Origin of the sequence: Methylobacterium tarhaniae (assembly GCF_001043955.1) — a bacterium.
Taxonomy (GTDB): domain Bacteria; phylum Pseudomonadota; class Alphaproteobacteria; order Rhizobiales; family Beijerinckiaceae; genus Methylobacterium; species Methylobacterium tarhaniae.
Window position 1 is genome coordinate 18,228 of sequence record NZ_LABZ01000060.1, and the last position, 23,738, is coordinate 41,965.

Annotated in this window: 16 protein-coding genes; 9 read left to right on the forward strand and 7 right to left on the reverse strand. The window is 68.5% G+C overall.

Annotated features, from left to right (window positions below; all coding sequences use genetic code 11):
* Positions 1-251: 251 nt before the first annotated feature.
* The 6 genes from VQ03_RS32950 to VQ03_RS09830 all read left to right on the forward strand — a co-directional run bounded on the left by VQ03_RS32950 (position 252) and on the right by VQ03_RS09830 (position 9,864).
* On the forward strand, positions 252-1,391 hold the full coding sequence (locus tag VQ03_RS32950) for a glycosyltransferase (RefSeq protein ID WP_157064050.1): 1,140 nt from the start codon (positions 252-254) through the stop codon (positions 1,389-1,391).
* Positions 1,392-1,512: 121 nt separating this feature from the next.
* Positions 1,513-1,896: an MFS transporter gene (locus VQ03_RS30950; RefSeq protein ID WP_053078482.1), complete on the forward strand. Its 384-nt coding sequence runs from the start codon at positions 1,513-1,515 to the stop codon at positions 1,894-1,896.
* Between the two features lie 774 nt (positions 1,897-2,670).
* On the forward strand, positions 2,671-3,807 hold the full coding sequence (locus tag VQ03_RS31760) for a glycosyl transferase family 90 (RefSeq protein ID WP_083467900.1): 1,137 nt from the start codon (positions 2,671-2,673) through the stop codon (positions 3,805-3,807).
* Positions 3,808-4,320: 513 nt separating this feature from the next.
* Positions 4,321-5,049, forward strand: a complete 729-nt coding sequence (locus tag VQ03_RS32960) for a class I SAM-dependent methyltransferase (protein WP_157064051.1) — start codon at positions 4,321-4,323, stop codon at positions 5,047-5,049.
* A gap of 551 nt (positions 5,050-5,600) precedes the next feature.
* On the forward strand, positions 5,601-7,103 hold the full coding sequence (locus VQ03_RS09825) for a hypothetical protein (protein WP_157064052.1): 1,503 nt from the start codon (positions 5,601-5,603) through the stop codon (positions 7,101-7,103).
* Between the two features lie 550 nt (positions 7,104-7,653).
* On the forward strand, positions 7,654-9,864 hold the full coding sequence (locus VQ03_RS09830) for a DUF4214 domain-containing protein (RefSeq protein ID WP_048450696.1): 2,211 nt from the start codon (positions 7,654-7,656) through the stop codon (positions 9,862-9,864).
* A 38-nt stretch (positions 9,865-9,902) separates the two neighbouring features.
* On the opposite strand, the gene VQ03_RS09835 is transcribed toward VQ03_RS09830, so the two are convergent.
* Genes VQ03_RS09835 through VQ03_RS09850 form a run of 4 tightly spaced genes read right to left on the reverse strand, consistent with a single transcriptional unit; the run spans position 9,903 to position 14,437 of the window.
* The gene (locus tag VQ03_RS09835; RefSeq protein WP_053078484.1) at positions 9,903-11,789 is read right to left on the reverse strand and encodes a tetratricopeptide repeat protein; all 1,887 of its coding nucleotides are present in this window, start codon (positions 11,787-11,789) and stop codon (positions 9,903-9,905) included.
* Positions 11,786-13,258: a PfkB family carbohydrate kinase gene (locus VQ03_RS09840; RefSeq protein ID WP_048450710.1), complete on the reverse strand. Its 1,473-nt coding sequence runs from the start codon at positions 13,256-13,258 to the stop codon at positions 11,786-11,788. The genes VQ03_RS09835 and VQ03_RS09840 overlap by 4 nt, the downstream gene beginning before the upstream one ends.
* The gene (locus VQ03_RS09845) at positions 13,255-13,848 is read right to left on the reverse strand and encodes a D-glycero-alpha-D-manno-heptose-1,7-bisphosphate 7-phosphatase (RefSeq protein ID WP_048450697.1); all 594 of its coding nucleotides are present in this window, start codon (positions 13,846-13,848) and stop codon (positions 13,255-13,257) included. Before VQ03_RS09845 ends, VQ03_RS09840 begins: the two co-directional genes overlap by 4 nt.
* Positions 13,832-14,437 (reverse strand): D-sedoheptulose-7-phosphate isomerase, encoded by a 606-nt coding sequence (locus VQ03_RS09850; RefSeq protein ID WP_048450698.1) that lies wholly within the window; start codon positions 14,435-14,437, stop codon positions 13,832-13,834. The genes VQ03_RS09845 and VQ03_RS09850 overlap by 17 nt, the downstream gene beginning before the upstream one ends.
* A gap of 392 nt (positions 14,438-14,829) precedes the next feature.
* On the opposite strand from VQ03_RS09850, the gene VQ03_RS09855 reads away from it, so the two are divergent.
* From VQ03_RS09855 to VQ03_RS09865, 3 genes are all read left to right on the forward strand, one after another.
* Positions 14,830-15,882, forward strand: a complete 1,053-nt coding sequence (locus VQ03_RS09855) for a hypothetical protein (protein WP_048450699.1) — start codon at positions 14,830-14,832, stop codon at positions 15,880-15,882.
* The gene (locus VQ03_RS09860) at positions 15,879-17,162 is read left to right on the forward strand and encodes a glycosyltransferase (protein ID WP_053078486.1); all 1,284 of its coding nucleotides are present in this window, start codon (positions 15,879-15,881) and stop codon (positions 17,160-17,162) included. The genes VQ03_RS09855 and VQ03_RS09860 overlap by 4 nt, the downstream gene beginning before the upstream one ends.
* Positions 17,163-17,338: 176 nt before the next feature.
* A complete protein-coding gene (locus tag VQ03_RS09865; RefSeq protein ID WP_048450700.1) occupies positions 17,339-18,841 on the forward strand; it encodes a DUF4214 domain-containing protein in 1,503 nt (500 codons plus the stop codon).
* A gap of 98 nt (positions 18,842-18,939) precedes the next feature.
* Here VQ03_RS09865 and VQ03_RS09870 read toward each other — a convergent pair whose 3' ends face one another.
* From VQ03_RS09870 to VQ03_RS09880, 3 genes are all read right to left on the reverse strand, one after another.
* Positions 18,940-20,289, reverse strand: a complete 1,350-nt coding sequence (locus VQ03_RS09870; protein ID WP_048450701.1) for an HlyD family type I secretion periplasmic adaptor subunit — start codon at positions 20,287-20,289, stop codon at positions 18,940-18,942.
* The gene (locus VQ03_RS09875) at positions 20,289-22,079 is read right to left on the reverse strand and encodes a type I secretion system permease/ATPase (protein WP_048450702.1); all 1,791 of its coding nucleotides are present in this window, start codon (positions 22,077-22,079) and stop codon (positions 20,289-20,291) included. Before VQ03_RS09875 ends, VQ03_RS09870 begins: the two co-directional genes overlap by 1 nt.
* Before the next feature lie 473 nt (positions 22,080-22,552).
* On the reverse strand, positions 22,553-23,443 hold the full coding sequence (locus VQ03_RS09880) for an inositol monophosphatase family protein (protein WP_048450703.1): 891 nt from the start codon (positions 23,441-23,443) through the stop codon (positions 22,553-22,555).
* Positions 23,444-23,738 lie beyond the last annotated feature (295 nt).

Genomic DNA, 23,738 nt, shown 5'->3' on the forward strand with positions numbered 1-23,738 from the left:
GGCGCAGTTCATCCGCCCGACTTGACCGCTGGTCCTCTTCGTTGGGCCCGGTAGGCGACGCGCGATGCCGTCCTCATGGCGGGCACGATCAATCATGAGGCTGATAGAGTTGGACGGAAAGGCGCCCTTACTCCGAAATATGGACATAGCGGCGAATGTTGAGTGATTGACGATTAATTCTCTTATAGTAATTTATTGAACCAGCAGATAAGGATGTCACAAGACAGTAATTTTCGGAGTTTCAGTTGACGATGTCCCCTGTCACAAAAAATCCTCCAGACATTGACCAGAAAAAAACCGTATTTTTGATCGTGTCCCATTCCCGTGCCGGTGGAGTGCAAGAGGTTTGGGCTTCTCTAGCTGAAAATATGCATGAAAGTGGCTTCGACGTTCGTCTCATCGCTCTTTATCGTCCTGCCGGCGCGATTCTGCAAGCTGACGGAAATTTGAAGTGGCAATATTTCGTAGAATGTCGCTCTCTGACACCTCTTCGGATGGCGGTTTGCGCACTCAGACTGAGCCGTTACATCAGAGTTCACAAACCCAAATGCGTTCTGACGGCCATGCCTTTTGCCAATTGCTTTGTAGCATGTATTAGTCTATTTTCGTCTCGGCGCGTGCGAATTGCCTTGTCCCATCATACGCCCATCAATACGTACGGCAAACTTTCTAAAATATTTAATATTGTCGCGGGATTTCTGCCGAACGTAAAATCTATCGTATGTGTTTCAAGCGCGGTTGCATCGTCTGCACGACAAAAATCAGACTTTTATAATGCAAAGCTGCGTATCATTAAAAATTCAGTCGCGCCCAGCGTGGAGCGCATGATTAAAGCGCGTGCTGGACACGCAAGTATAAACCTAAAATTGAGAAAGATCGTCGCGATCGGCCGATTGTCACCAGAAAAAAATCATTCCATACTTATCGATGCGGTGTCAATAGCAGAAAATATAGACCTTCATATCGGTGGCGATGGGCCGGAGCGTGATAATTTGATCGCTCAAGCTAAGAAATTGGGTGTCGAACATAGAGTTCATTTCCTGGGGCATCTCGACCGGGTTTCAGTGATCGACGTCCTTGCGGGCGGAGGAATTTTCGCTCAACCTAGTTTATTTGAAGGTCATAGCTTGGCACTCATTGAGGCTGCGCTGGCTGGGTTGCCACTGCTTGTTTCAAATGTTCCTGCGCAAATCGAAGGTGTGACCGATCGGCATGGGTGCGTCTGTGGCATAATTATAGATCCGCGCAGCGCAAAATCATGGGCAGAGGCCTTCTCACGGTTGGTCGATTGTGATGATGAATACAATCATTGGAGTAGGCGAGCGCTCAAATTATCTCAGGATGTTTCTTTTGCGGACATGGCTGAAGAATATATAAAACTGATCAAATAAAGATTAACAAATATCGATTGCCGTGAAATCTTTAATCTTGCAGGCAACCCGCGTTGGCGTCCGGCTGACGCTGCTCCGGATCATGGTGATCTGAGGGCTGTGCTCGGTCGCCCTCGCATCCATGACGGCGCCCTCGCACTATGACTTCCTGAGAACGCTGCTGGGTGCGGCCGAGGCCGGCTTCTTCCCCGGCATGCTCTCCTACATCACGACCTGGATCCCGGCGAGCCGGCGCGGCCGGTTCACGGCCTATTTCATGTCGGCGATCGCCATTTCGGGCATCCTGAGCGGGCCTCTGGCCGGCCTCACCATGCACGCGATGGAAGGCCTCCTCGGCCTGAAAGGCTGGCAATGGCTGTTCCTCGTCGGAGGGCTGCCGTCGGCCGCCATGGGAGTGGTCGCCTACTATGCCCTTCCGGACAGCCCGAGAACGGCCCGGTGGCTCACGCCGCGGGAGATGACGATCATCACGGCCGAAATCGGGGGTGAGCGGAAGGCGAAGTGACGGACGTGTTCGAGCTCGGCCTGATGAAGGCCATCCCGTCGATCGTCGGCGTGATCGCCCAGTAGCTCAAGGCGCGCCACTCGGACCGCACCCAGGAACGGCGCTGGCACGCCGCCATCCCGGCCCTGTTCTGCGCCCTCGACTGGCTGCTGCTCCCCTTCACCATGGACGATGCCTGGCTGTCGCTCGCCATCCTGTCGATGATGGCCGGGTTCCTCGGCGCGACGGGCGTCTACCGGGCCGTGGAGGCGCGATGGGGCGTGAGGGGCGTCGTCAGCTGAGCGCCGTCATCGGCTACTACACGATCGTCTCGATGATTCTCAACGCGCACCAGCTGCCCCTTCCCGAAAGCGCGACGGGCCTGCCGCCCGTGGACTACCACTGCCTGGCTAGAACAGGTACGGAATCGCCGGCCTGGGACGACGGACTGAAATGGCGCAGTATGTGCAACTGTGGATTGACGTGACTCTGAAGGTTTTCTTTTACAATCTGTACTCTTCCTGGCAGAAGAACACGACCGAGACAATCAGCGAGCTCCTGTGGCGATATTTCCGAGAGAGATGGCTTGGCGGTGTCGACGACGGCGGACGCTCGCCACCATGGTGGCGGCTGCCTGCGGCAGGGCTTGCGGGAGTCCCGCATGGTGGAGGTGCCCAGAGCCTCTCGACCTGACGACGCGATCCCTTCCCGGTCGTGGCATGGCCGCGGACTGAAAATAATTAGTAATTCCGGCAGCAATTTATTATATATTATCCCGGCCGCGGAGTAGAGAGTATGGGCAGAGAAGAAGTTTTTGCTGTATTTCGTTCCTTGCTCAATCGTGAGCCGGAGAACGAAGAAACTGTAAGATCGTTCTCCGGTTTGAGAGATTTCGAATCGCTGATCGGCACCGTCATGAATTCTGGCGAGTTTCGGCGCAAAACCCGCATCGACGATTTCGTCCGAAATGCTGTCGATGAACAGTTAATGCCCTGGAGCGGCTATCAAATCGCGTCAGATAATTATCGGCAAGCATTGGATTTTGAGAATATCAATTCGCCATCGACATTTGTCTATGAAATTGCTGGTAGTAACGTCCGGATAGTGCCGAAGTCGGGACAGGTTCCTGCTGTGTTTACGCTCAGGGCCGGGCAGTTCGAAAGCCTCTTTCGCGACATGCTGCTAGCTCGCCCCTATCCCGGCGACATATTGTTCGCGATCGATGTCAATGATGAGGCCCATGAGCGGGCGCCGTATCCCATTTTCAGTTTTCAAAAGCAATTTGGGAACAAAAACATCCTGCTGCCGGACTTCGAGTTCGTGACGACCAATTATCTTGATGATATCGTTCGTGACGGCGCGCCCTACGAAGACAAAGTCGACAGGGCCTCTTTTGCCGGATCGACGACAGGAAAAAACCTGATCACGCTATCTGATGTTCATGGCGAAACAATCCCGCGGATCCGGGCGGCGAAATACTTCCGTGGCCGCGGCGACGTCGATTTCAGATTGCCTTCGCTCGTGCAATGCACACCGGAGGCGGAACAAGCCTTGAGGGAGGACGGGTTCGGTCACGGCCTCATGGGGTGGGAGGAAGCGTATACATCAAAATTCATCATCTCCATGGACGGGAATGGCGCCACCTGCTCCCGTCCAGCGATTGTCATGCGCAGCAAATCGGTTTTGTTTAAATATAATTCCAATAATATTCTATTTTGGTCTAACCAGGCAAAACCATGGACTCACTACATCCCGATACAAAACGATGATGATGTGATTCAGGCTATCGAATTGGAGAAGAGAGAAAAAAACCGCTTTCGCTACGTCGCCGCAGCGAGCACCACGTTCGCCGAGGAGCTGCTTGGAAAGGATGCCATCCTGCAATACGCCAGCGAGCTGCTGCGAGGGTTCCGCCGGCTTGTCGCGGGCTGAGGCTGCCTCTGGAGCGTCTATGCGGTCCGACCGGTACGTGACGCTCTCGACCGCGCCGGTGGCACGGCTGTGGTCAATAGTCGTCAGTGTGGCCGGCTGGGCGCGGCATGACGATCCGGACGGTGTCGGATCGCGTCCGGACCACCGGCGACCGGTTGGCCGCGACGGACGCGCAGGACAGGTGGTCATGCCGATCGTCCGTTGCCGTCGCGACCATCCGTGCTAGTTCGATCCCCTGTGTGTGACCCCCCGTTCACGTCCATCGTTCCTCCGCCCCTGCCAATGAGCCGCGCCCATCACGCTCCCTCATCACGACCTCGGCTTGGCGCAAATCCGGCACTTTCGTAGACGATCGTCGGGCTGCCCTGCGGAGGCGGACAACGCCGCTGCACCTCGTTGCCGGCGGCGGCCGAAAGTGGCCGCATCGGTGACGGTGGATGCGGAATGAGCGTATCTTGCGTCCGCAAACATAACGCCGTCCGTTCGGATGGCTCTCAGGCGAGGAGATTTCTCATGAATTTCTATGATCGAGTTCAGGGAATATACTATACTGAAGTGCTTCGGCGGCTGAACGATGTTCTTTCTCCAACGAATTACGTTGAGATTGGTTCGCGAACAGGGGGATCTTTGGAGATATTTGGGTGCAATTCGGTAGCGATTGACCCGACATTTTCGATTTCAACCAATGTTATCGGAAAAAAGCCGACTTGCCATTTTTTTCAGATGACGAGCGACAAATTTTTCGAAAAATATAGCTTGAACGCCTTACTCGGGGGACCGGTGGATTTCGCATTCCTCGACGGGATGCATCTTGCGGAGTTCCTGCTGCGCGATTTCATGAATATTGAGCGGCAGGCTAAAGCAAATTCCATCATTGCAATTCACGATTGCTTGCCGGGGGAGTACAATATCTCAGCGAGGCAAGAGGGGAGCGAGAGTCAGAGATCGGCAACTCATCCAGAGTGGTGGACAGGCGATGTTTGGAAAATAATCCCCATACTTCAGAAATATCGTCCAGATCTTCACATCATTCCTGTCGACGCTGCACCGACCGGCCTGATTTTGATTACAAATCTCAACCCGGAAAATACGACCCTTAAGACTCATTACAGCGAAATTACGCGAAATATTGTTTCAAAATATAAAGAAGAAGAATTCATCGAATTTTGGCGAAGTATCTCTGTTGTTAGTGCCAACAAGCTGGTCAGCATGGAAGATATATATGAATATTTCTGGCTTTAGCTGTTGATTTTCAGGTGATCGCTAAGGGGTAGAGGCCGCGATACCATCTTGACCGTGACGATGGTACCTGGGGCCAAGCCTCTACGGTGGCGGGCGACATCGCCCATGCGATCACGGCGAGCACCGACTCGACGCTCCATCGCCTGCAGCTCTGGCTGCAGGCGATGGTCACGCCGGCCGAACACGTCATGCGCCGCGGCCCCTGGCCGGTCCGCGCCGGGGCTGAAGCGGCAGCCGTCCGAGAAGCGGGCCGGCCACATGCCAGGATCGGCACGGCCTCGCGGATGCCACCTTTCCGGACGATCCGGCGGTGGGGGTCCTCCTCCGTCATCGACCAATCAGGCTCCCCCACGATGCCCCGCTGGCCTCATCATCTCCCCATCTGCGTCCTGCTCGCGATTTTCCTTGCGTCGGATCATGCCCTCGCCCTCGAGGCACCCAGCCGCGACCCGGGCCCACCGGGCGACGCCTCGGGGCGAGGCCTCGCGCCGGCCCCTGCGGGCTCCCGGCCCGACGCAGCCGTCGAGCGGCCGGACGATGCGGTGGACGCGATGGCGTTCATCCCGCAGGGCCTGCGCGCGGGCGTGCGCGACCGGACCGGGACCGGCGACCTGACGCCCTATCTGCGGGCCGCCTTCGCGAGCGGCAGGAACGTGCATTTTCCCGCCGGCCGCTATCCGGTCTGCGACGGCCTCACGCTCGCATCGGGCCAGAGGGCGGTGGGGGAGGGGGTGACTTCCTCGGTGCTGTGGGCCGGGCCGTGCTTCAACCTTGCCGCACCCGCCGTCGTGACGGTCGCGCCCGGCGATTCGTCGGGCTGGGACGGGATCGGGATCGGCTTCGACCAGGCGGCGGCGACGAGCCGGGCCACGCTCCGGCGCTACCCTTGGGCCCTCGACATCCGTGCGGCCACCCGCTTCAAGATCGGCCGCATCCGCGTCTCGGCCGCCTATGACGGCATCCGCGGCGACGGCAATTGCGGCGGCCTCGATGCGGGGCTCCTCGAGATCGGCGCGTTCAACCGGGGGCTCCTCCTCGACGGGCCGCAGGACTTCACCCATATCGGCGTGCTGCACGCCTGGCCGTTCGATGTCGCCGCCTCGCCGGCCCTGATGGCGATCTACCTCGACGGGGCGACGGTGGCGGCCGAGTTCGGCCGCGTCGACGGTCTCGACATCCGCAGCCTCGACACCTTCGGCGCCGCGGTCGTCGGCAACCCGAACGGCAATGCCGGCGCGGCGCGCCAGGTCGCGATGATGCAGCTCGACGGCGACGGGGCGACCTTCGCGAACGCCGCCGGCGACTGGCAGATCGGCCTCCTGTCGAGCACCAAGTCCGGACGCCCGACCGCTCCCGCCGTCTCCTCGGCGGGCGGGACGGTGCTGGTCGGCTCGGCGCGCTTGTGGGGCGCCACCCGCGCGCCGTACCTGAAGGTGACGGGCGGCAGCGTGATCGTGTCCGGCGGCTCGTTCGAGCAGCTCGCCGACCAGCCGGCCGCCGAGGTCGCCGGCGGCACGCTCGTCGTGACCGCCACCTCGCTCCGGCCGCATGTCGGCTCCGCCGGCCCGGCGCGCAGCCGGCCGTTCCTCGCTCAAGGCGGCCAGGGCACCCTGATCGCGACCAACAACGCCGCCCTGCTCCCGGCCTCCGGCGGCGGCGGCCCGCTCGTCGGGATCGGGACCGATCACGCCCGCAACGTCGTCACCGGCAACGTCATGGCCGGCTGGGGCCTCGCGCTGCCGCCGGGCGCCGGGCTCGGATCCTACGGCGACAACGCCGCGCCGGCGCAGGCCACCGTGTCCGGCGTCGTGGTCGGGCGCGAAACCGTGAGGCGCATCGCGGGCCGGTTCGACGGCTCCGGCCGGGCGACCCTGCCGCACGGGCTCGGCGACGCCGACCGCATCGTCGGGGTGACGGCGATCGTGACCGGTCGCGACGGCGCGCGCAGCCTCGAGACCGATCCGCCCAGCTGGGACGACAGGGCCGTCACCGTGACGGGCCCGGCGGCCCGGCTCGCCCACCGGCCGGTCGAGGTCGTCCTGCGCTCGCGCTGAATCCCCGCCGGACGGATCGTCCGATCCGATGCCGTCCAGACAAGGCGCAGACACGATCCGTCATGATCGATCGATCATCGGAGGCGGCCGCAGCGGCGACGCGCCCGGCGCGCCGTCATCCACGATGGCTGCGCACATGTCTGTCGCGTGACGGAGGACAGGTCCGGACAAGGTGTGGACGCTCACGGCCAATCCCGCATCCCGCGAGCATTGATCGCCCGATCGATATAATCCCACAGCCAAATGGACTAGGCCGTTCGGGCCGGCCGTAGGGAAATCGCGTGCCGGGATGCGGCGTGCCAGCGGCATATCTGCCCTGTCGCTCAGGCATGCGCCGGCGGCCTCGGCTCTCGCATTCTGCTGTGCTTTCGGTGCCGCATCCATATCTATCTCAGTATTTAGGTATATCTATGAAATAAATAACATGAAAAACTTTGTGAAAATCAACAAAGACCTGGACATGTCTTTGATCTGAAACGTAATCTGCAAGCTTGTCAGCGGGTTGCCGGCCATCGTCGGCGCCACGTTCTGGCACATCGGGAGGACGCGGATGGCACTGACGGCTGTTTCGCCGGAGAGCGGCAACGAATTCGTTGATTCGTTCATCAATAACGGTCGGCACTACGTCAATGGCGAGGGCGTGACGGGCCCGTTCGTCATAAACTACTATTTCGGTGAGCTGGCTGGCACCGAAATCGATGGTCGTAACTACGGATATACGTGGCGGCCGATTGAGAAGGCGGCTTACCGCTCGGCGGTGCAAGGCTGGGAGCACGTCGCCAACGTCACGTTCAACGAGGTCTCGGCCCAGACCGATGCCCTGTTCGTCGAGCGCCTGGAGAACCAGGCGACCGCCGGCGGCACGGTCTCGGCCTCGCACAGCCTGCCGAGCGCCAACGCGAGCGCGCAGAGCCTCGGCACCTACAATTTCGAGGCGGTCAACATCCGTCAGTGGACGCCGGACACGCTGGAGCCCGGCGGCAACTTCTATCGCACCTTCATCCACGAGACCGGGCACGGCCTCGGCCTGAAGCATCCGCACGATTCCGGCTCGGGCGCATTCTCGCCGAACTACTTCCCGGGCATCGACCCGACCGACACCTCGGCGGAGCGCCAGCGCAGCCTCGGCGTGCTCGAGCTCAACCACATGTTCGGCTCGGTCATGTCGTACCTGCACGGCTACGAGTTCGACGACCAGGGCCGCATCGACCTCCAGCCGACCCGTCAGCGCCCGGTCGCCGAAGACTACTTCCTCGAGCACGGCTTCGCCGCCACGCCGATGGCCTACGACATCGCGGCGATCCAGTACCTCTACGGCGCCAACACCACCTACGCCAACGGCGACAACGTCTACGTCCTTCCCGACAGCAACGACCCGGCGCCGTTCGTACGCGGCGAGCCCAACGAGGCCGGGGTTCCCGAGTCGATCGTCTACCAGCCCGACACCGCGTTCTGGTCCTGCATCTGGGATACCGGCGGCACCGACGAGATGCGCTATGACGGCAACCGCAACGCGATCCTCGACCTGACCGCGGCGACGCTCGACCAGAGCGCGACCGGCTACGGCGTCCTGAGCTACGCGGCCTTCATCGGCGGCGGCTACACCATCGCCAACGGCGTGGTGATCGAGAACGCCACCGGCGGCGAGGGCAACGACCTCATCACCGGCAACGCGGTCGCCAACCTGCTGGTGGGCCGGGGCGGCAACGACACGCTCGTCGGCGGCGCGGGCGCCGACAGGCTGTCGGGCGGGGCCGGGGCCGACGTGTACCGGGGCACGGCCGCCGATCTCGACGGCGACACCATCCTGGAATTCGACAAGGCCGACACGGTCGAGGTTCAGGGCCTGGTGACGGCGGCGAGCCTCGAGGGCGAGAGCCTGAGCTTCGTCGTCGACGGCGTGACCCGCCGGATGACGATCAACGGGGCGAATGCGGTGCCGGTCTCGGTCACCGCCAAGGCGGACGGCGTCTCGACGATCCGCTTCTCGTCGGACGCCGCGTCCTTCGGCGACGTCGAGCGCGACCTCTCGGGAGCCGGCGGGCAGACCTATGCCGCCTACGACGCGCTGTTCGGCCGTGACGCGACGGGCCTCGAACTCGAGCGCGGCGCCGCCGCCATCGGCGGCGGGACCTCGCTCGCGGCGCTGGCGACCACGCTCCTCGCCTCGCCGGAGGGCCAGGCGCTCTACGGATCGCTCGACAACGCCGCCTTCGTAAACCAGCTCTACCAGACCGGGCTCGGCCGGACGGCCGATCCGGAGGGGGCCGCGGGCTGGGTCGCGTTCCTGAATGGCGGCGGCTCGCGCGGCGACGTGGTCGCGGGCTTCGCGGTCTCGGCCGAGAATGCCGCGCAGCTGGCGCCGGAACTCGCCGTCGGGGTGTTCGTGCCGGATGCGGACGCCGCCGCGGTGGCGCGGCTCTATCACGGGCTGCTCGGCCGGGCGCCGGACGCGGTGGGCCTGGCGAGCTGGACCGACTACGTCGAGGGCGGCGGGTCGCTCACCAGCGTCGCCGATGCGTTCCTGATCTCGGGCGAGTACCAGGCGCGGTCGCCGGGCCTGAACGACTCCGCCTTCGTCGACGCGCTCTACACCGACGCCCTCGGCCGCGCCCCCGACACCGCGGGCGCGGTGGGCTGGAACCTCGCCCTTGCCGGCGGGGCCTCACGCGCCGACGTGGCGATCGGCATCGCCGAGAGCCCGGAGGCAGCCCTGCACCTCGCCGGTGCGATCGAACAGTCCTACACCCTGGCGAGCTGACCTGAAGGCCGACGGCCGGGCGGGAGACCGCCCGGCCGTCACTGGTCCGCGGCAAGCCGGCTCAGAGCCGCGCGGACCTCCGCGATCACCGCGTCCCAGGCGCCCGGCTCCGGCTGCCGGAAGATGCGCATCGACGGGTACCAGGGCGTCGTCGTCCCGGTGCCGCCCCAGCGCCAGCAGGTGTCGAACCGGTTGAGCAGCCAGGCCGGGCGGCCGAGGGCCCCGGCGAGATGGAGCACGGCGGTGTCGACGCCGACGACGAGGTCGAGGCCGGCGACGAGGGCGGCGGTGTCGGCGAGGTCGGCCAGGTCGGGCGCCGCGTCGAGCATCGCGAAGCCCGCTTCCCGGATCTGCCCGGCCGACGGACCGAGCTGCAGCGACACGAGGCGCAGGCCCGGCACCGTGGCGAGGGGCGCGAGACGCGCCAGGGAGAGCGAGCGGCGGGCATCCGCCGCCATCGCCGGATCGCCCGCCCAGACGAGACCGACCCGCAAGCCCCCGGCTCCGTCGAGGCGCCGGCGCCAGGCCTCGGCCTTCGCCGGATCGGCCTGGAGGTAGGGAGTGGACGGGATCGTCGTCTCGGTGATGCCGAGATGCGCGGGCAGGCTCATCAGCGGCAGGGCGACGTCGTCGCCCGTCCCATCCGCATCGGGAGCGACCACCTCGACGTCCCGGGCGAGGTCCGAGCCGCGCAGGAGCCCGGCCAGGGGCGCCGGCGCCGCGAGCCGGATCCGGGCCGCGCCCGAGACCAGGGGGACGAAGCGGCAGAACTGGATCGTGTCGCCCAGGCCCTGCTCGGCGTAGAGCAGGATCCGGCGCCCGGACAGGGGCTCGCCGCGCCAGGGCGGGCAGGCGAGGCGCCGCCGGCGGCCGCGCCAGGCGCTCGCCGCCCAGCGCGCCTCGTGCCGCCGCCAGCCCTCGGCGTGGCGGCCGGCCTGGAGCAGCACGAAGCCGAGATGGACCGCCGCATCCGCATCGTGCGGCCTCAGCGCCAGCGCCGCCCGCAGAATCGCCTCCGCCTCGTCGAGCCGGCCGCGGTTGCGCAGCACGTCGCCGAGGGAGGAGAGCGCCTCGACGTAATCCGGGCGCAGGAGCAGGGCCTCGCGCAGGGCCGTCTCTGCCGCCGCGAACCGGCCGAGGAGCGCGCAGGCGATGCCGATGCCGAGATGGGCCTCCGGCGCGCGGGGTGCGGCATCCCGTGCGAGCGCGTAGGCCGCGAGGGCCGCCTCGTGGGAGCCGCCGGCGACGCGTAGGCTCCCGAGTTCGAGGGCGGCGGCCGCGTCGGCCGGATCGAGCCGCAGCGCCTCTTCGAGGCTCCTCGCCGCCTCCTCGCGCGCGCCGAGGCCGGAGAGTGCGAGGCCGAGCCCGCGATGGGCTGCCGGCGCGGCGGGGGCTGCCGCGATCGCCGCGCGAAAGCACGCGACGGCCGGCGCGAACCGGCCCGTGCCGGTGAGGAGTCCGCCGAGGCCGAGGAGGGCCGAGATCTCGCCCGGTGCGAGGGCGAGGGCGTCGCGGTAGCTGCGCTCGGCGGCCCGCTCGCGCCCGCAGGCCTGCAGGGCGGCGGCGAGCCGCGCATGAGTCCGGGCATCCCCAGTCCGGGCATCCCCAGGCTGCAGCCGGACGGCCTCGCGCAGCGCGCGCGCCGCCTCGTCCGGGCGGGCGAGCCGGAGCAGCAGCCCACCGAGCTCGGCATGAAGCGGCGCGGCGAGGGGTTTCTGGGCGATGGCCGCGCGCAGCAGGGGCTCGGCCTCGCCGAGGCGGCCAGTGGCCACCAGGGTGCCGGCGAGGGCCGCGCTCGCCCGGCCATCGCCGGGCGCGAGGGCCAGGGCGGCGCGAAAGCAGCCTTCGGCCTCGCCCGGCCGACCGGCCCGCACGAGGTCGGCGCCGCGCCGCAGCCAGGCCTCGGCCTCCTCCGTCCCGGTCACGCCGGCCCCGTCCGGCCGGCGAGCCGCCCGAGCGTCGCCGTCGTGGAGAACCCGTCGAGGAGCGGCACCAGCACGACCTCGCCGCCGCGGGCGCGCACGAGGTCGCCGCCGACGACGGCCTCCAGGCGGTAATCGGCGCCCTTGACCAGGATGTCGGGGCGGATCGCCTCGACCACGGCGAGCGGCGTGTCCTCGGAGAACGGCACGACGGCATCGACCCCCGCGAGGCCGGCGAGGAGGCGCGCCCGGTCGCCGATGGGCTGGACCGGCCGCGACGGGCCCTTGAGGCGGCGCACCGACGCGTCGTCGTTCACCGCCACGATCAGCCGGTCGCCCCGCGCCCGCGCCTGCGCGACGAGGTGCAGATGGCCGGGATGCAGGAGATCGAAGCAGCCATTGGTGAGGACGACCCGTGCGCCCTGTCCGCGCCAATCCTCCGCCGCGGCGGCGGCCTCGGTGAGGGTCATCACCTGCCCGCCCGCGGCAGGCGGCGGGGCGAGCGCCAGCCGGAGAGCGTCCGCTCCCACCGCCGTCGTCCCGACCCGCGCGACCGCGAGGCCCGCCGCCCGGTTGGCGAGGCGCGCCGCCGCGACGAGGTCGTCGCCTCCGGCGAGCGCCAGCACGGCCACCACCGTGTCGCCGGCGCCCGACACGTCGTAGACCTCCCGGGCCTCGGTCGGCAGATGCGTCGCGCGGCCGGATCGGTCGAGCACGGTCATGCCCGCCGCGCCGCGGGTCAGGACGACCGCCGCCCCGCCGGTCAGCCGCCCGAGCGCCCGCGCCGCCGCCTCCACCTCGGCGTCGCTGCCGACGGCAAGACCCGTGACGGCGGCGGCCTCGGCGGCGTTCGGGGTGATCAGGTCGACGCCGGCATAGAGCGCCAGGGTCGCGGGCTTGGGATCGGCGACGACCATGGCGCCGCGGCGGCGGGCGAGGGCACAGGCCTCGCGGATCACCGCGGGGCTCAGCACGCCCTTGGCGTAGTCGCTGAGCACCAGGGCGTCGGCCCGCGCCAGGGCGGTGCCGAGCCGCCCGAGGAGCGCGGCGGCGACCGTCTCCGGCATGGGATGCACGTCTTCGGCATCGACGCGCAGGAGGTGCTGGGCGCCGGCGACGAAGCGGGTCTTCTCGGTGGTGCGGCGCCCGCGATCGACCACCAGGGCGCAATCCGGCCCGATCTCGCGCGCCGCGCGCTCGGCGAGCAGGCGCCCGGCCGCGTCGTCGCCGACGACGCTCACCAGCACCGCCCGGCCGCCGAGGCTCGCGGCGTTGCGCGCCACGTTGGCGGCGCCACCCAGGGCCGAGACGGTCCGGCGCAGGGCGAGCACCGGCACCGGCGCTTCCGGCGAGAGCCGCGCGACCTCGCCGCCGACGAGGTGATCGAGCATCGCGTCGCCGAGCACCACGACGCGTCGGCCGGCCAGGCGACCGAGCAGCCCGGCGAGTCCGCCTCCGGATTGGTCGGTCACGCGCATCTCCCCACGTCGCTGCCTGCGTGCCGGCGCTCCCGCCAGAGCCGCGTCACCGTCCTGGCGGCGTCCAGGAAGGACGGCACGACGAGGTCGCCGGCGCGCGCGGCCTCGCCCGTCCCGGACACGAGGATGCCGGTGCCGCCGACCCGGGTCGCGAGGTCGACATCCGATGCCTTGTCGCCGATGACGAAGCAGCCCGCCGCCGCGCAGGCTTGGTCGCGGCAGGCGGCCTCGACCAGGCCGGGGGCCGGCTTGCGGCAGAGGCAGCCCTCCTGCGGCCCATGCGGGCAGACGTACCAGCCGTCGAGATGCAGCCCCTTGCGGGCGAGCTGCCGGTCGATCGCGGCATGGACCGCCGCGACGGCATCCCGCGTGAAGTAGCCCCGCGCGATGCCGGACTGGTTCGTGACCACGACGAGGCGGGCGGAGGCCCCGCGCAGGTGCCGCAGCCCCTCGACCACGCCGTCCTCGAGCCTCACCCCCGCCGGATCCCCGAGATAATGCCGCTCGACGATCAGGGTGCCGTCCCGGTCCAGGAAGACGAGCGGGCCCGACGCGGGCGGATCCGCCTCAGCGCGCGCGGTCATCGTCGAGCTCCTGCGCGATCACCTCGCAGAGGATGTGCCCGAGGAGCAGGTGGACCTCCTGGATGCGGGGCGTCTCGCAGCTCGGAACCGCCACGACGACGTCGCACAGGGCGCGAAGCTCCGTCCCGGCCTCGCCCGTGAAGCCGATGGTCGCGAGGCCGGCCCGCCGGGCCGTGCGCAGGCCGGCGATCACGTTCGGGCTGCGGCCGGAGGTGGTGAGACCGACGGCGACGTCGCCCGGCCGCCCGAGCGCCTCGATCTGACGGGCGAAGATCTCGTCGAAGCCGAGGTCGTTGCCGGCCGCGGTCAGCGCCGAGGCATCGGTGGTCAGCGCCAGGGCGGCGATCCCGCCCCGGCGCCGGCCGAACCCGATCGTGAGCTCGCTCGCGATGTGCTGGGCATCCGCGGCGCTGCCGCCATTGCCGAACAGCAGGAGCTTGCCGCCGCCGCGCAAGGCCCGCAGGCAGGCGGCGGTGACGGCCGCCATCGGGGAGCCGAGGAGTTGCGCGGATCGCGTCGCGACGGCGAGATGGGCCGCGAAGCCGGATTCGAAAGGGGTCTCGGGGGAAGGGGGGTGGATCGTCGGCATCCCTGGCCTGCTCGGGGCCCCCGCGGTGATCGTTCGATGGAGGTCGTCCGATCGTGGGCGGCTGTTCGATCTCGGCAGTTTGTCAGATCTTGGAGGCCCGCGCGAGCCTCGCCCGGGATCGCCGGGACGCCTTCCGGGCAGGATCCGGCCGGAACGATGCCGCGCCAGTACCGGCTCGCCTTGACGCACAAGGCCGGTTAACACCCGGGATGGCAATGTCGCAGCCATGGACGCGCGTGCGGTCCGTCGGGCGGGGCCTTCCGGCACGAGAGATGACTGATTTTCGAAATCCGCGCCATGATCCGCGTCACGACCCGCACCGAGACCTGCCTCAAGACCCGTCCCGGGATCCGCTCACGATTCGACCCGGCTTTCGCACCGCGTCCGGGGGCGTGCTGCACGTCGCCGTCGCGGACGGCTTCGGCTCGGTCCTGATCGAGGTCGTCCACGGTGCGGGCGAGAGCGTCGAGGTCGACCTGCCCGAGGCCGCGCGCTCCCGGCTCGATGCCGGTGCCGGCGCGCCGGGCGGTCCGCTCAAGGCGAGCTTCCTTCTCAGCGGGCCGAAAGCGGACGGCGGCACGGTCCCGTTGATCCTCGGGGACGCGTCCGGCCGCCGCGAGCGCTTCCTCGTCGCGCCGACGCTCCTCGCCAAGCCGCGCTTCGACGCCGCGCTGGCCGAGCTGTTCTGGCGGGCGACCGAGACCAGCCTCGACGCCGCCGCCGGCCTGGTGCGGGCCGACAAGACGGGCGGCCTCCGGCGCCGGGGCGCCGGCGCCCCGGACCCGTCCGGCAAGGCGCGGCCCGGCTCCGTCGGCACCCTCGTCTGCGGCGGCGACACGCCGTTCCGCGAGGCCTCGCGCATCGCCGCCGGGGCGGCGCTCGCCCGCGGCGATGTCGCGCTCCTGGGCGACCTTCACGTCGGAGACGGCCGGCCGCCGGAGCGGGGCGAGGCCGCCTGCACCTCGATCTACGAGCTGGAGGGGACGTTCCTGTCCGCGCACGACGTCGTGCTGCTGTTGCCCGCCGGCGCGCTCCTCGCCCCGGCCGCCGACGGGCTTCTCGGCGAGATCCTGGAGCATTTCGAGCCCGGCACGGTGGTGCAGATCCGTACCGGCGGGGAGGCCCGCCGCCTCGACGCCCTCGCCCTCATGGACGGCCCCGCGATGCGCCCGCGCGACTTCCCGCTCACCGCCTTCTACCCGGTCCTCGCGCGTGCCGCGGATATCCGCACGGTGCTGGCAGGCCGGCGCTGCTACGCCTCCGCCCTCGGGCTCGTCTTCGACCTGTTCCGGAGCTTCGAGGTGCTGGAGACCCCCGCCGAGGCCGCGGACGGGATCGTGCAGATCGCCCCGCCTCCCGTCCCGCTCCATGCGCGCGAGGCGATCGCCCTGGTGCGCGACTGCCTCGAGGCGATCGTCCCGGCCGGCCGGAAGGCGACGGCATGACCGATCTGCGCATCGCCATCCTGGCCCATGCCCACCCGGCCTTCAGCAAGGGGGGCGGCGAGATCCTGGCGCAGCGCTCGTTCGCGCAGCTGCGCGAGCGCTTCGGCCGGGCGACCTTGCTCGCCGCCCTGCCTCGCCACGTGCCGGCCGCCGTCTCGCTGTTCTCCCGGGACGAGAGGATCGTTCCCTACGACCGCGACGAGTTCCTCCTCAACGCGCAGGGCTACGATCCCTTCCTGGGCACGGGCAGCGACGAGGCCTTGTTCGACGCCATCGCCGACCTGTGCGCCGAGCGCGACGTCAACGTCTTCCACTTCCACCACTTCTTCGGGCTCGGCACGAATGCGGCGGCCGCCCTGCGCCGGCGCTTCCCCCGCGCGGCCTTCGTGCTCACGCTGCACGAGTACCTGGCGATCTGCCACCAGCACGGCCAGATGGTGAAGCGGAACTCCCGCCAGCTCTGCTCCCGCGCCGCGCCGGTCGATTGCCACGTCTGCTTTCCCGAGCACGCCCGGGAGGAATTCGCCCTGCGGGCCGCCCTGATGCGCCAGATGCTCGCGACCTTCGACGCCGTGACCGCCCCGAGCGCGTTCCTGGCCGAGCGGGTCTCCGCGGCCGGGCTGTCCGAGGCGGTCCGGGTGATTCGCAACGGGACCTCGGATCCCGGGCCCGAGGCGTTCGGAGCGGGCGACCACGATCCCGCGGGGGATCTGCCGCAGGACCTCCCCCGCAGCTTCGCGTTCTTCGGCCAGCCCACGCCCTACAAGGGCATCGACGTCTTCCTCAGGGCGGCGCTGGCCTTCCTCGAGCGGGAGGGCGCGGCGGCGCGCTTCGCCGTCTTCGGCTGCGACGCGGCGCGCGTGCGCGCGATGCCCGAGTGCCAGGACCTGCTGCCCGGCCTCGACCGCTGGACCGGCAGCCTGCTCTTCCACGGCGTCTACGACCCGGAGGCCGTCGTCGCGCATATGCGCGCCTGGGGCTTCATCGTGGTGCCGTCGATCTGGTGGGAGAACGCCCCGGTCGTCGTCCAGGAAGCCTTCCTCGCCCGACGGCCGGTGATCGTCTCGGGAATCGGCGGCCTGCGGGAGGCGGTGACCCACGGACGCGACGGCCTGCACGTGCGGCCCAACGACTGGATGGACCTGGCGCGGACCTTCGCCCGCTGCACGCAGGAGGCCGGATTGTGGCGCACCCTCCAGGCGCAGGTCGAGACGCCGCGCAGCATCGAGGCGATGAACGACGAGTTCGCCGCCCTCTACCGCACCATCCTGGCGCGCTGAGGGCGGCCGCCATGTAACCTGTCGCAGTGCGACCGTGATGAGGCTCACCTATGTCGTTAAGGCAACATGAATCTTTTTGATCCGGTCAGCCGAGGACAAGTCGACACGTGCTTTGACAGCCGTGTCGAGGAATGCGACCCCTGGGGACAAGTGAGCGCTTCGGGTCCTCGGTCGGCATGCCTTTCTCCTACACCATCGCCCTCAACGATTCGCAGAAGCGTCCCGAGGACGCGACGCTCCTGAGCAACATGCGGGCCGCGCTCGACGCCTGGTCCCGCTACATCACCGGCAAAGGCTCGGTCGACGTCCAGCTCAACGTGACGTCGCTGGCCGGGGGCTACCTGGCCGATGCCGGCCCGGCGCTCGAGATCGCGGTCGACAGGGACGGTGCGCGCACCGTGACCCAGAGCAACGTCGTCACCGAGCTTCTCACCGGCCTCGACGCGAACGGCGCCGCCGCCGACCTGACCATCAACGTCAATGCCGACCTGCTCTCGAGCCTCTACCTCAATCCTGCGCCGTCCCCGGGCGCCGTCGTGCCGCGCGGCAAGTACGATGCGGTCACGATCCTGACCCACGAGCTCGCCCACGCCTTCGGCGTCTCCGGCGCCCGCGATCCGTCCACCGGGGCGCTGCCGGCCAATACCGAGACCACCTGGGACCGGCTGGTCGCGCTGCAGTCCGACGGGACCGCGTATTTCACCGGAGCGAACGCGACGGCCATCCATGGCGGCCCCGTCCCGGTGACGACGATCAAGAACGGCGAGCAGTACTATCACCTCGCCAACAGCGCCTCCGATCCGCTGAGCAAGGATCTCCTGGGCGGCACCGGCCTCATGGCGGGTGAATCCCGGTCGATCTCACCCCTCGACCTGGCGATCCTGCGGGATCTCGGCCTCACCGTCGCGACCGTCGACAGGCTCCAGTTCGGGACGATCGTGCACGACGCGCAGGGCGTGGGCGGGCAGATCTACCTGCTCTACGACGCGCTGCTCGGCCGCGCTCCCGACCCGCTCGGCTTCGGGTCCTGGATCGACGCGGTGCAGGACGGCACCTCCCTGCGCGACATCGCCCAGGCCTTCCTCGCGTCGCCGGAGGGACAGGCCCGGACCGGCGCGCTCGGCAATGCCGGTTTCGTCGAGCAGCTCTACCGCACCGCCCTCGATCGCCCGTCCGATTCCGGCGGCCTCGCGGCCTGGACGGCCGCCCTCGACGCCGGCATGAGCCGGGCCGAGGTGGCTTTGGGCTTCGCCCTCTCGCCCGAGCACGTGGCGAACCTGAAGCGCACCTTCGATGCCGGGGTCTACGTGCCGAACCCGGAAGCCGCGGAGGTCGCGCGGCTCTATTACGGCGTCCTCGGCCGCGCGCCCGATTCGGGCGGCCTCGCGGACTGGACGAAGGCGGTCGATCACGGCACCTCGCTCGAACTCGTCGCCGGCTCCTTCCTGCAGGCCTCGGAGGTCCAGGCCAAGGTCGGGGGATTGAGCAACGCGCAGTTCGTCGATGCGATCTACGTCAATGCGCTCGGCCGGCACGCCGAGGCCGGCGGCCTCGCCACCTGGACCGGCCATCTCGACGGCGGGGTGTCCCGCGCGAGCGTGACCGTCGCGATCACCGAGAGCCTCGAGGCCACCCTGTATCACGCCGCCGACATCGAGACCGGCTGGCGCCTCGCCTGATTCCGGCTCCCTTCGCGGAAGGGAGACCCGTCTCCGGCGGAGGGGCCCGCCTACCATGCCACGGGCCGGCCTCGACCGCCGGCCCGCTCATCCAGCGCCTACTTCTCGCGCCACGCCTTGGCGATCTGGTCGCTCAGGGGCTTGACGAGGTAGCTCAGCACCGATCGCTCGCCGATCTGCAGGAACGCCTCGACCGGCATGCCCGGCACGAGGCGGGCGCCGCCGAGGCGATCCTTCTCGGCCTGCGGCACGAGGATTCGCAGGGTGTAGTGGCTGGCGCCGGTCTTCTGATCGGTCGTGACGTCGGCGGAGACGCGCTCGACGGCGCCGTCGATCTCGGGGGTGGTGCGCTGGTTGAAGGCCGGGAACCGCAAGAGCGCGTGCTGCCCCTGCCGCACGCTGTCGATGTCCTGGGGCTGCACCCGGACCTCGACGGCGAGCTGGTCGCTCGTCGGCACGATCAGCATCGCGGGCTCGGCCGGCGTGACGAGGCCGCCGACGGTGTGCACCGCCAGCTGGTGCACCACGCCGTCCTGGGGCGCACGCAAGTCGACGCGCTTGAGCTGGTCCTCGGCCGCGACGCGCTTCTCGATCAGCTCCGACCAGCGCCCGCGGATCTCCGCCAGCTCCTTGCCCACCTCGGTGCGCATGTCGCCGTCGACCTGGAGGATCTGCAGCTCGGTCTCGGTGATCTTGCCGCGCGCCGAGGCCATCGCGGCGACGAGCTGCCCGCGCTCGCCCTGGAGCCGGGCGGCGTCGCGCTCCAGCGCGGTCACGCGGCCGAACGGCACCAGGTTCTTGGCGAAGAGCTCGCGCACGCCGACGAGCTCGGTGCCGATGAGCGCGATCTCGCGTTCCTTGGCGGCCGCCTGCTCGGTGAGGCCGGCGATCTCCTGGCGCAGCTGGGCGACGCGCTCGCGCAGCTGCGCCTTCTGCCCCTCGCGGCTCGCCACGCGGGCGGCGAACAGGGTCTCCTCGCCGCTCAGGAGGCGGGCGACCGCCGGATCGCCCGCCCGGGCCACGAGCTCGTCGGGAAACCGCACCCGCGCCGCGCCGTCCCGCTCCGCTTCGTCCCGGGCCCGCCGGGCCGAAAGCTCGTCGAGGGCCTTCAGCACGATCTCGAGATTGGCGCGGGTCTGGGTGTCGTCGAGGCGGATCAGCACGTCGCCGAGGCGCACCCGGTCGCCCTCGCGCACCCGCAACTCGCCGACGACGCCGCCGGTGGGATGCTGCACCTTCTTGACGTTCGATTCGACCACCAGCTGGCCGGGCGCGATGACCGCGCCGGCAATCTGGGTCGTGGCGGCCCAGCCGCCGACACCCACCACGAGGGCGACGGAGAGCCCGAGCGAGAGGGCGAGGTGACGTCGGATCGAGGCCCGGGCCTGACCATCCGCCGGGGTGGCGGGCAGCAGGAGGGGGGCGGTCGGATTGAGGCTCGCGGCCATCAGGCGATCTCCTGCAGGCTGGCTTGGAGCCGGCGCACGGCGTTGTCCTGCGCGACGGCGGGCACGGGGGCGGTGGGCGCGCGCAGGACGTGCTTGAAGATCTCATCCTTCGGACCGATCGCCTGGACGCGGCCGCCGGCCATCACCAGCACGGTGTCGACGGCCGAGAGCGCGCTCGGGCGGTGGGCGACGACGACGCAGATCCCGCCGCGGCGGCGCACCGACTGGATCGCCTCGGTCAGGGCGGCCTCGCCCTCGCCGTCGAGGTTCGAGTTGGGCTCGTCGAGCACGACCAGGAACGGATCGCGGTAGAGGGCGCGGGCGAGGCCGAGGCGCTGGCGCTGGCCGGCCGACAGCATCGCGCCGCCCTCGCCGATCTGCGTGTCGTAGCCCTCCGGCAGGCGCAGGATCAGCTCGTGCACCCCCGCGGCCTTGGCGGCGGCGATCGCCAGGGCGGGATCGGCCCCGGGCTCGAAGCGGCTGATGTTCTCCGCGACCGTGCCGGCGAACAGCTCGACTTCCTGCGGCAGGAAGCCGAGATGCCTCCCGAGCGCGTCGCCCTGCCACTGGTCGAGGGCGGCCCCGTCGAGCCGCACCGCGCCGCGGAAGGCCGGCCAGACCCCCACGAGGGCGCGCACGAGCGAGGACTTGCCGGAGGCCGAGGCACCGATGATCCCGAGGCCCTGGCCGGCGGAGAGTCCGAAGGACACGTCCTGCACCACGAGGCGCGGCGCGCCGGGAGGGGCGACGAACAGGTTCTCGACGGCGAGGGAGGCGACCGGCGCCGGCAGGGCGTGGACGACCCGGTCGGCCGGATGACGCGCCAGCGCCTGGGTCAGCCGCGCCCAGGATTGCCGCGCTTGCACGAAGCTCTTCCAGTTGGCGATGGCGAGCTCCGCCGGCGCGAGGGCGCGGGAGACCAGGATCGACGAGGCGATGATGACCCCGCCCGTCGCCTGGTTGTGGATCACGAGCCAGGCCCCGAGCGCCAGCACGCCCGATTGCAGCGCCACCCGGAAGAGCTTGGAGAGCGTGCCGAAGCCGGCCGATACGTCGGCGACGCGGGTCTGCGCCGCCATGTAGTCCCGGTTGACCGCGCCCCAGCGCGCGTTGAACCGGGCCTGCATGCCGAGCGCCGCGATCACCTCCGCGTTGCGCCGGCTGGTTTCGGCCAGGATGTGGCGCTGGGCGCCGTGCCGGGTCGCGGAGCGGGCGGGCCGACGCGTCGCGACCTCGGTGCAGAGGGTCAGGAGCGCCAGCACGCAGGCGCCGACGAGCGCGGCGACCCCGATCATCGGATGGAACAGGAAGCAGATCGCGACATAGACCGGCAGCCACGGCAGGTCGAAGAGGGCACACGGCCCGGATCCCGCCAGGAAGGCCCGTACGCTGTCGAGGTCGCGCACCGGCATCGTCCCCTCGGGCTGTTCCGACCGGATGGGGGCCCGCACGAGGACGTCGAAGACCCGGCCGGAGAGGGCCGCATCGAGGGCGACGCCGATGCGGGCGAGGATTCGCGACCGCAGCGTTTCGAGCGCGCCCTGGAAGACGAACAGGGCGAGCGCGAGGACCGAGAGGCCGACGAGGGTGGGGACGCTGCGGCTCGGGATGACCCGGTCATAGACCTCGAGCATGAACAACGAGCCCGTCAGGCACAGCACGTTGACCAGCCCGCTCACCAACCCCACGCCGATGAAGCTCGCACGGAAGCGGCCGAGTGCCGTTCCCAGCTCGGAGGCCCCCGCTGGCAGCCCGTCCGCCCGGCTGCCGCCACTGCTTGTCACCGACATGGTCGCTCCTGCACGGGCTGCCACCGTCGCGTCGCGCGATCGGGCTCGTCGTGGTGCCGCTCGTGCCGTCAACTCTAGGACCGGTCTTTAAATAACATCTTAAGTGACGCGCGTATTGTGTATTTACCATCAAATCATTTACGGATCATTGATAATAAAAATGGTTTATTGGATATTAAAATTTATACGTGCCATTTCGTTCGACTTCTGAACGCCATCGATCGCTTGGGCGTTCAAGGACTGTCTATCGACATCTTTTGGTGTGAATCGGAAAGCAGAGATGCAGGATCCTGCTCTCCCGCATCGGAAAGATCGCGCGAAGGGAGGAGGCTTCAGGGTCGGGCCTCGGATGGCGTGCTGGCAGCGCGGCGCTGTGGGCTTCATGCTGAACCGTCGCGCCCCACCCCGGCTTTCCTCGGCCGGAGGAGACGTGTTGCCGTCGTATCGATGGCGGGGCGCAAGACGGAGGCAGGTTACGCCCTGCGATGGATGGCCCGGGCGAGTCGCTCCGCCATCGTCTCGTCGCGGCAGAGGAGCCACAGAGCTTCGCGCGCCGAGAACTGCCGGTCGAACAGGTCGATCAACGCGGCGGGCGGCTGGGCCAGGTCCGGCCATCGGTAGAGCCTGAACCCGAGGGCTTCCAGGATGGCGAGGCCGGCCGCCGCGTCCCAGATCTTGTAGTTCACGCAGGTGGCGTCGAGCCGGCCGAGGGCGAGGAGCGCGGCATCGGCGGCCGCGCTGCTCTCGCTCCAGGGAAAGAAGCCCTGCTCGTAATCGAGCGTGTAAAGCTGGGCCGGGATCGGCAGCCAGCCGACATGATGGGTCCGCCGGTCCGGGCGCCGGAGGGGTTGCAACTCCCCGACCCGCCTGCCTGCGCGCGTCGGCGCCCAGTACGCCACGCCCCCCGCTGCCGCCAGGATCAGGCCCCGCTGGTCGGCCGAGCGCCGGACCGCGAAGGGATCCGTCCGGTCGTCGAACCAGGCCGGCAGGCTGATGACGCCGGCCCGCGGCCAGCCGGCGCGGCAAGCGGCCACCATCGTTCCCCAGCTCGCCAGGCCACCGGCATACGGCTTCGTCCCATCGACCGGGTCGCCGATGAACGTCCAGGATTCCTCGCTCAGAAGCGCCCGCGCTGCGTCATGGCCGAGATCGTCCGCGCTCTCCTCCTCGATCAGGCGCGGGCCGAAATGCGCGTGCAGCAGCCGGCTGATCGCGAGGTCGGCCTCGGTGAGAGCCTGGCCGAGGTCTCCGTCCTTATGGGTGACCTGAACCCCCCGGTCCTGATGGGTGAGCGCAAGGGCGCCGGCCTCCTCCGCGAAGGCGAGAAGACGATCGAGGATGGGGCAGGGGGTGATGATCGACATATCCGTGGGAGGCTCTTTCTACTCCAGAATCGGGGCTTCCGGACGCGAGGCCGCCCGTCGCCGTTCCACCGCGGGCAGCCACAGGCTCGCGGGGGCAGTATCGGCGGCCCGGGTCACAGGAGGGATGAACCCTGAAACGAGGGCGACCATCTGGATGTCTTGCCGGCGAGCGAGGCCATGAACCGGTGCCTACTGAAGCCGTGAAGCCTGAACGCGACGAAGCCCGCCAGAAGGTTCTGGCGGGCTTCGTCGTGAGGGTCGTGAGGAGGGAATGCGGCGTGCTTGGCAGGTCTGG

Excerpts from the sequence above, each read along its gene's own strand:
- VQ03_RS32950 (WP_157064050.1), top strand. The coding sequence starts at position 252 with ATGTCCCCTGTCACAAAAAATCCTCCAGACATTGACCAGAAAAAAACC.
- VQ03_RS30950 (WP_053078482.1), top strand. The coding sequence starts at position 1,513 with ATGACGGCGCCCTCGCACTATGACTTCCTGAGAACGCTGCTGGGTGCG.
- VQ03_RS31760 (WP_083467900.1), top strand. The coding sequence starts at position 2,671 with ATGGGCAGAGAAGAAGTTTTTGCTGTATTTCGTTCCTTGCTCAATCGT.
- VQ03_RS32960 (WP_157064051.1), top strand. The coding sequence starts at position 4,321 with ATGAATTTCTATGATCGAGTTCAGGGAATATACTATACTGAAGTGCTT.
- VQ03_RS09825 (WP_157064052.1), top strand. The coding sequence starts at position 5,601 with ATGGCGTTCATCCCGCAGGGCCTGCGCGCGGGCGTGCGCGACCGGACC.
- VQ03_RS09830 (WP_048450696.1), top strand. The coding sequence starts at position 7,654 with ATGGCACTGACGGCTGTTTCGCCGGAGAGCGGCAACGAATTCGTTGAT.
- VQ03_RS09845 (WP_048450697.1), bottom strand. The coding sequence starts at position 13,848 with ATGACCGCGCGCGCTGAGGCGGATCCGCCCGCGTCGGGCCCGCTCGTC.
- VQ03_RS09850 (WP_048450698.1), bottom strand. The coding sequence starts at position 14,437 with ATGCCGACGATCCACCCCCCTTCCCCCGAGACCCCTTTCGAATCCGGC.
- VQ03_RS09860 (WP_053078486.1), top strand. The coding sequence starts at position 15,879 with ATGACCGATCTGCGCATCGCCATCCTGGCCCATGCCCACCCGGCCTTC.
- VQ03_RS09865 (WP_048450700.1), top strand. The coding sequence starts at position 17,339 with ATGCCTTTCTCCTACACCATCGCCCTCAACGATTCGCAGAAGCGTCCC.
- VQ03_RS09870 (WP_048450701.1), bottom strand. The coding sequence starts at position 20,289 with ATGGCCGCGAGCCTCAATCCGACCGCCCCCCTCCTGCTGCCCGCCACC.
- VQ03_RS09875 (WP_048450702.1), bottom strand. The coding sequence starts at position 22,079 with ATGTCGGTGACAAGCAGTGGCGGCAGCCGGGCGGACGGGCTGCCAGCG.
- VQ03_RS09880 (WP_048450703.1), bottom strand. The coding sequence starts at position 23,443 with ATGTCGATCATCACCCCCTGCCCCATCCTCGATCGTCTTCTCGCCTTC.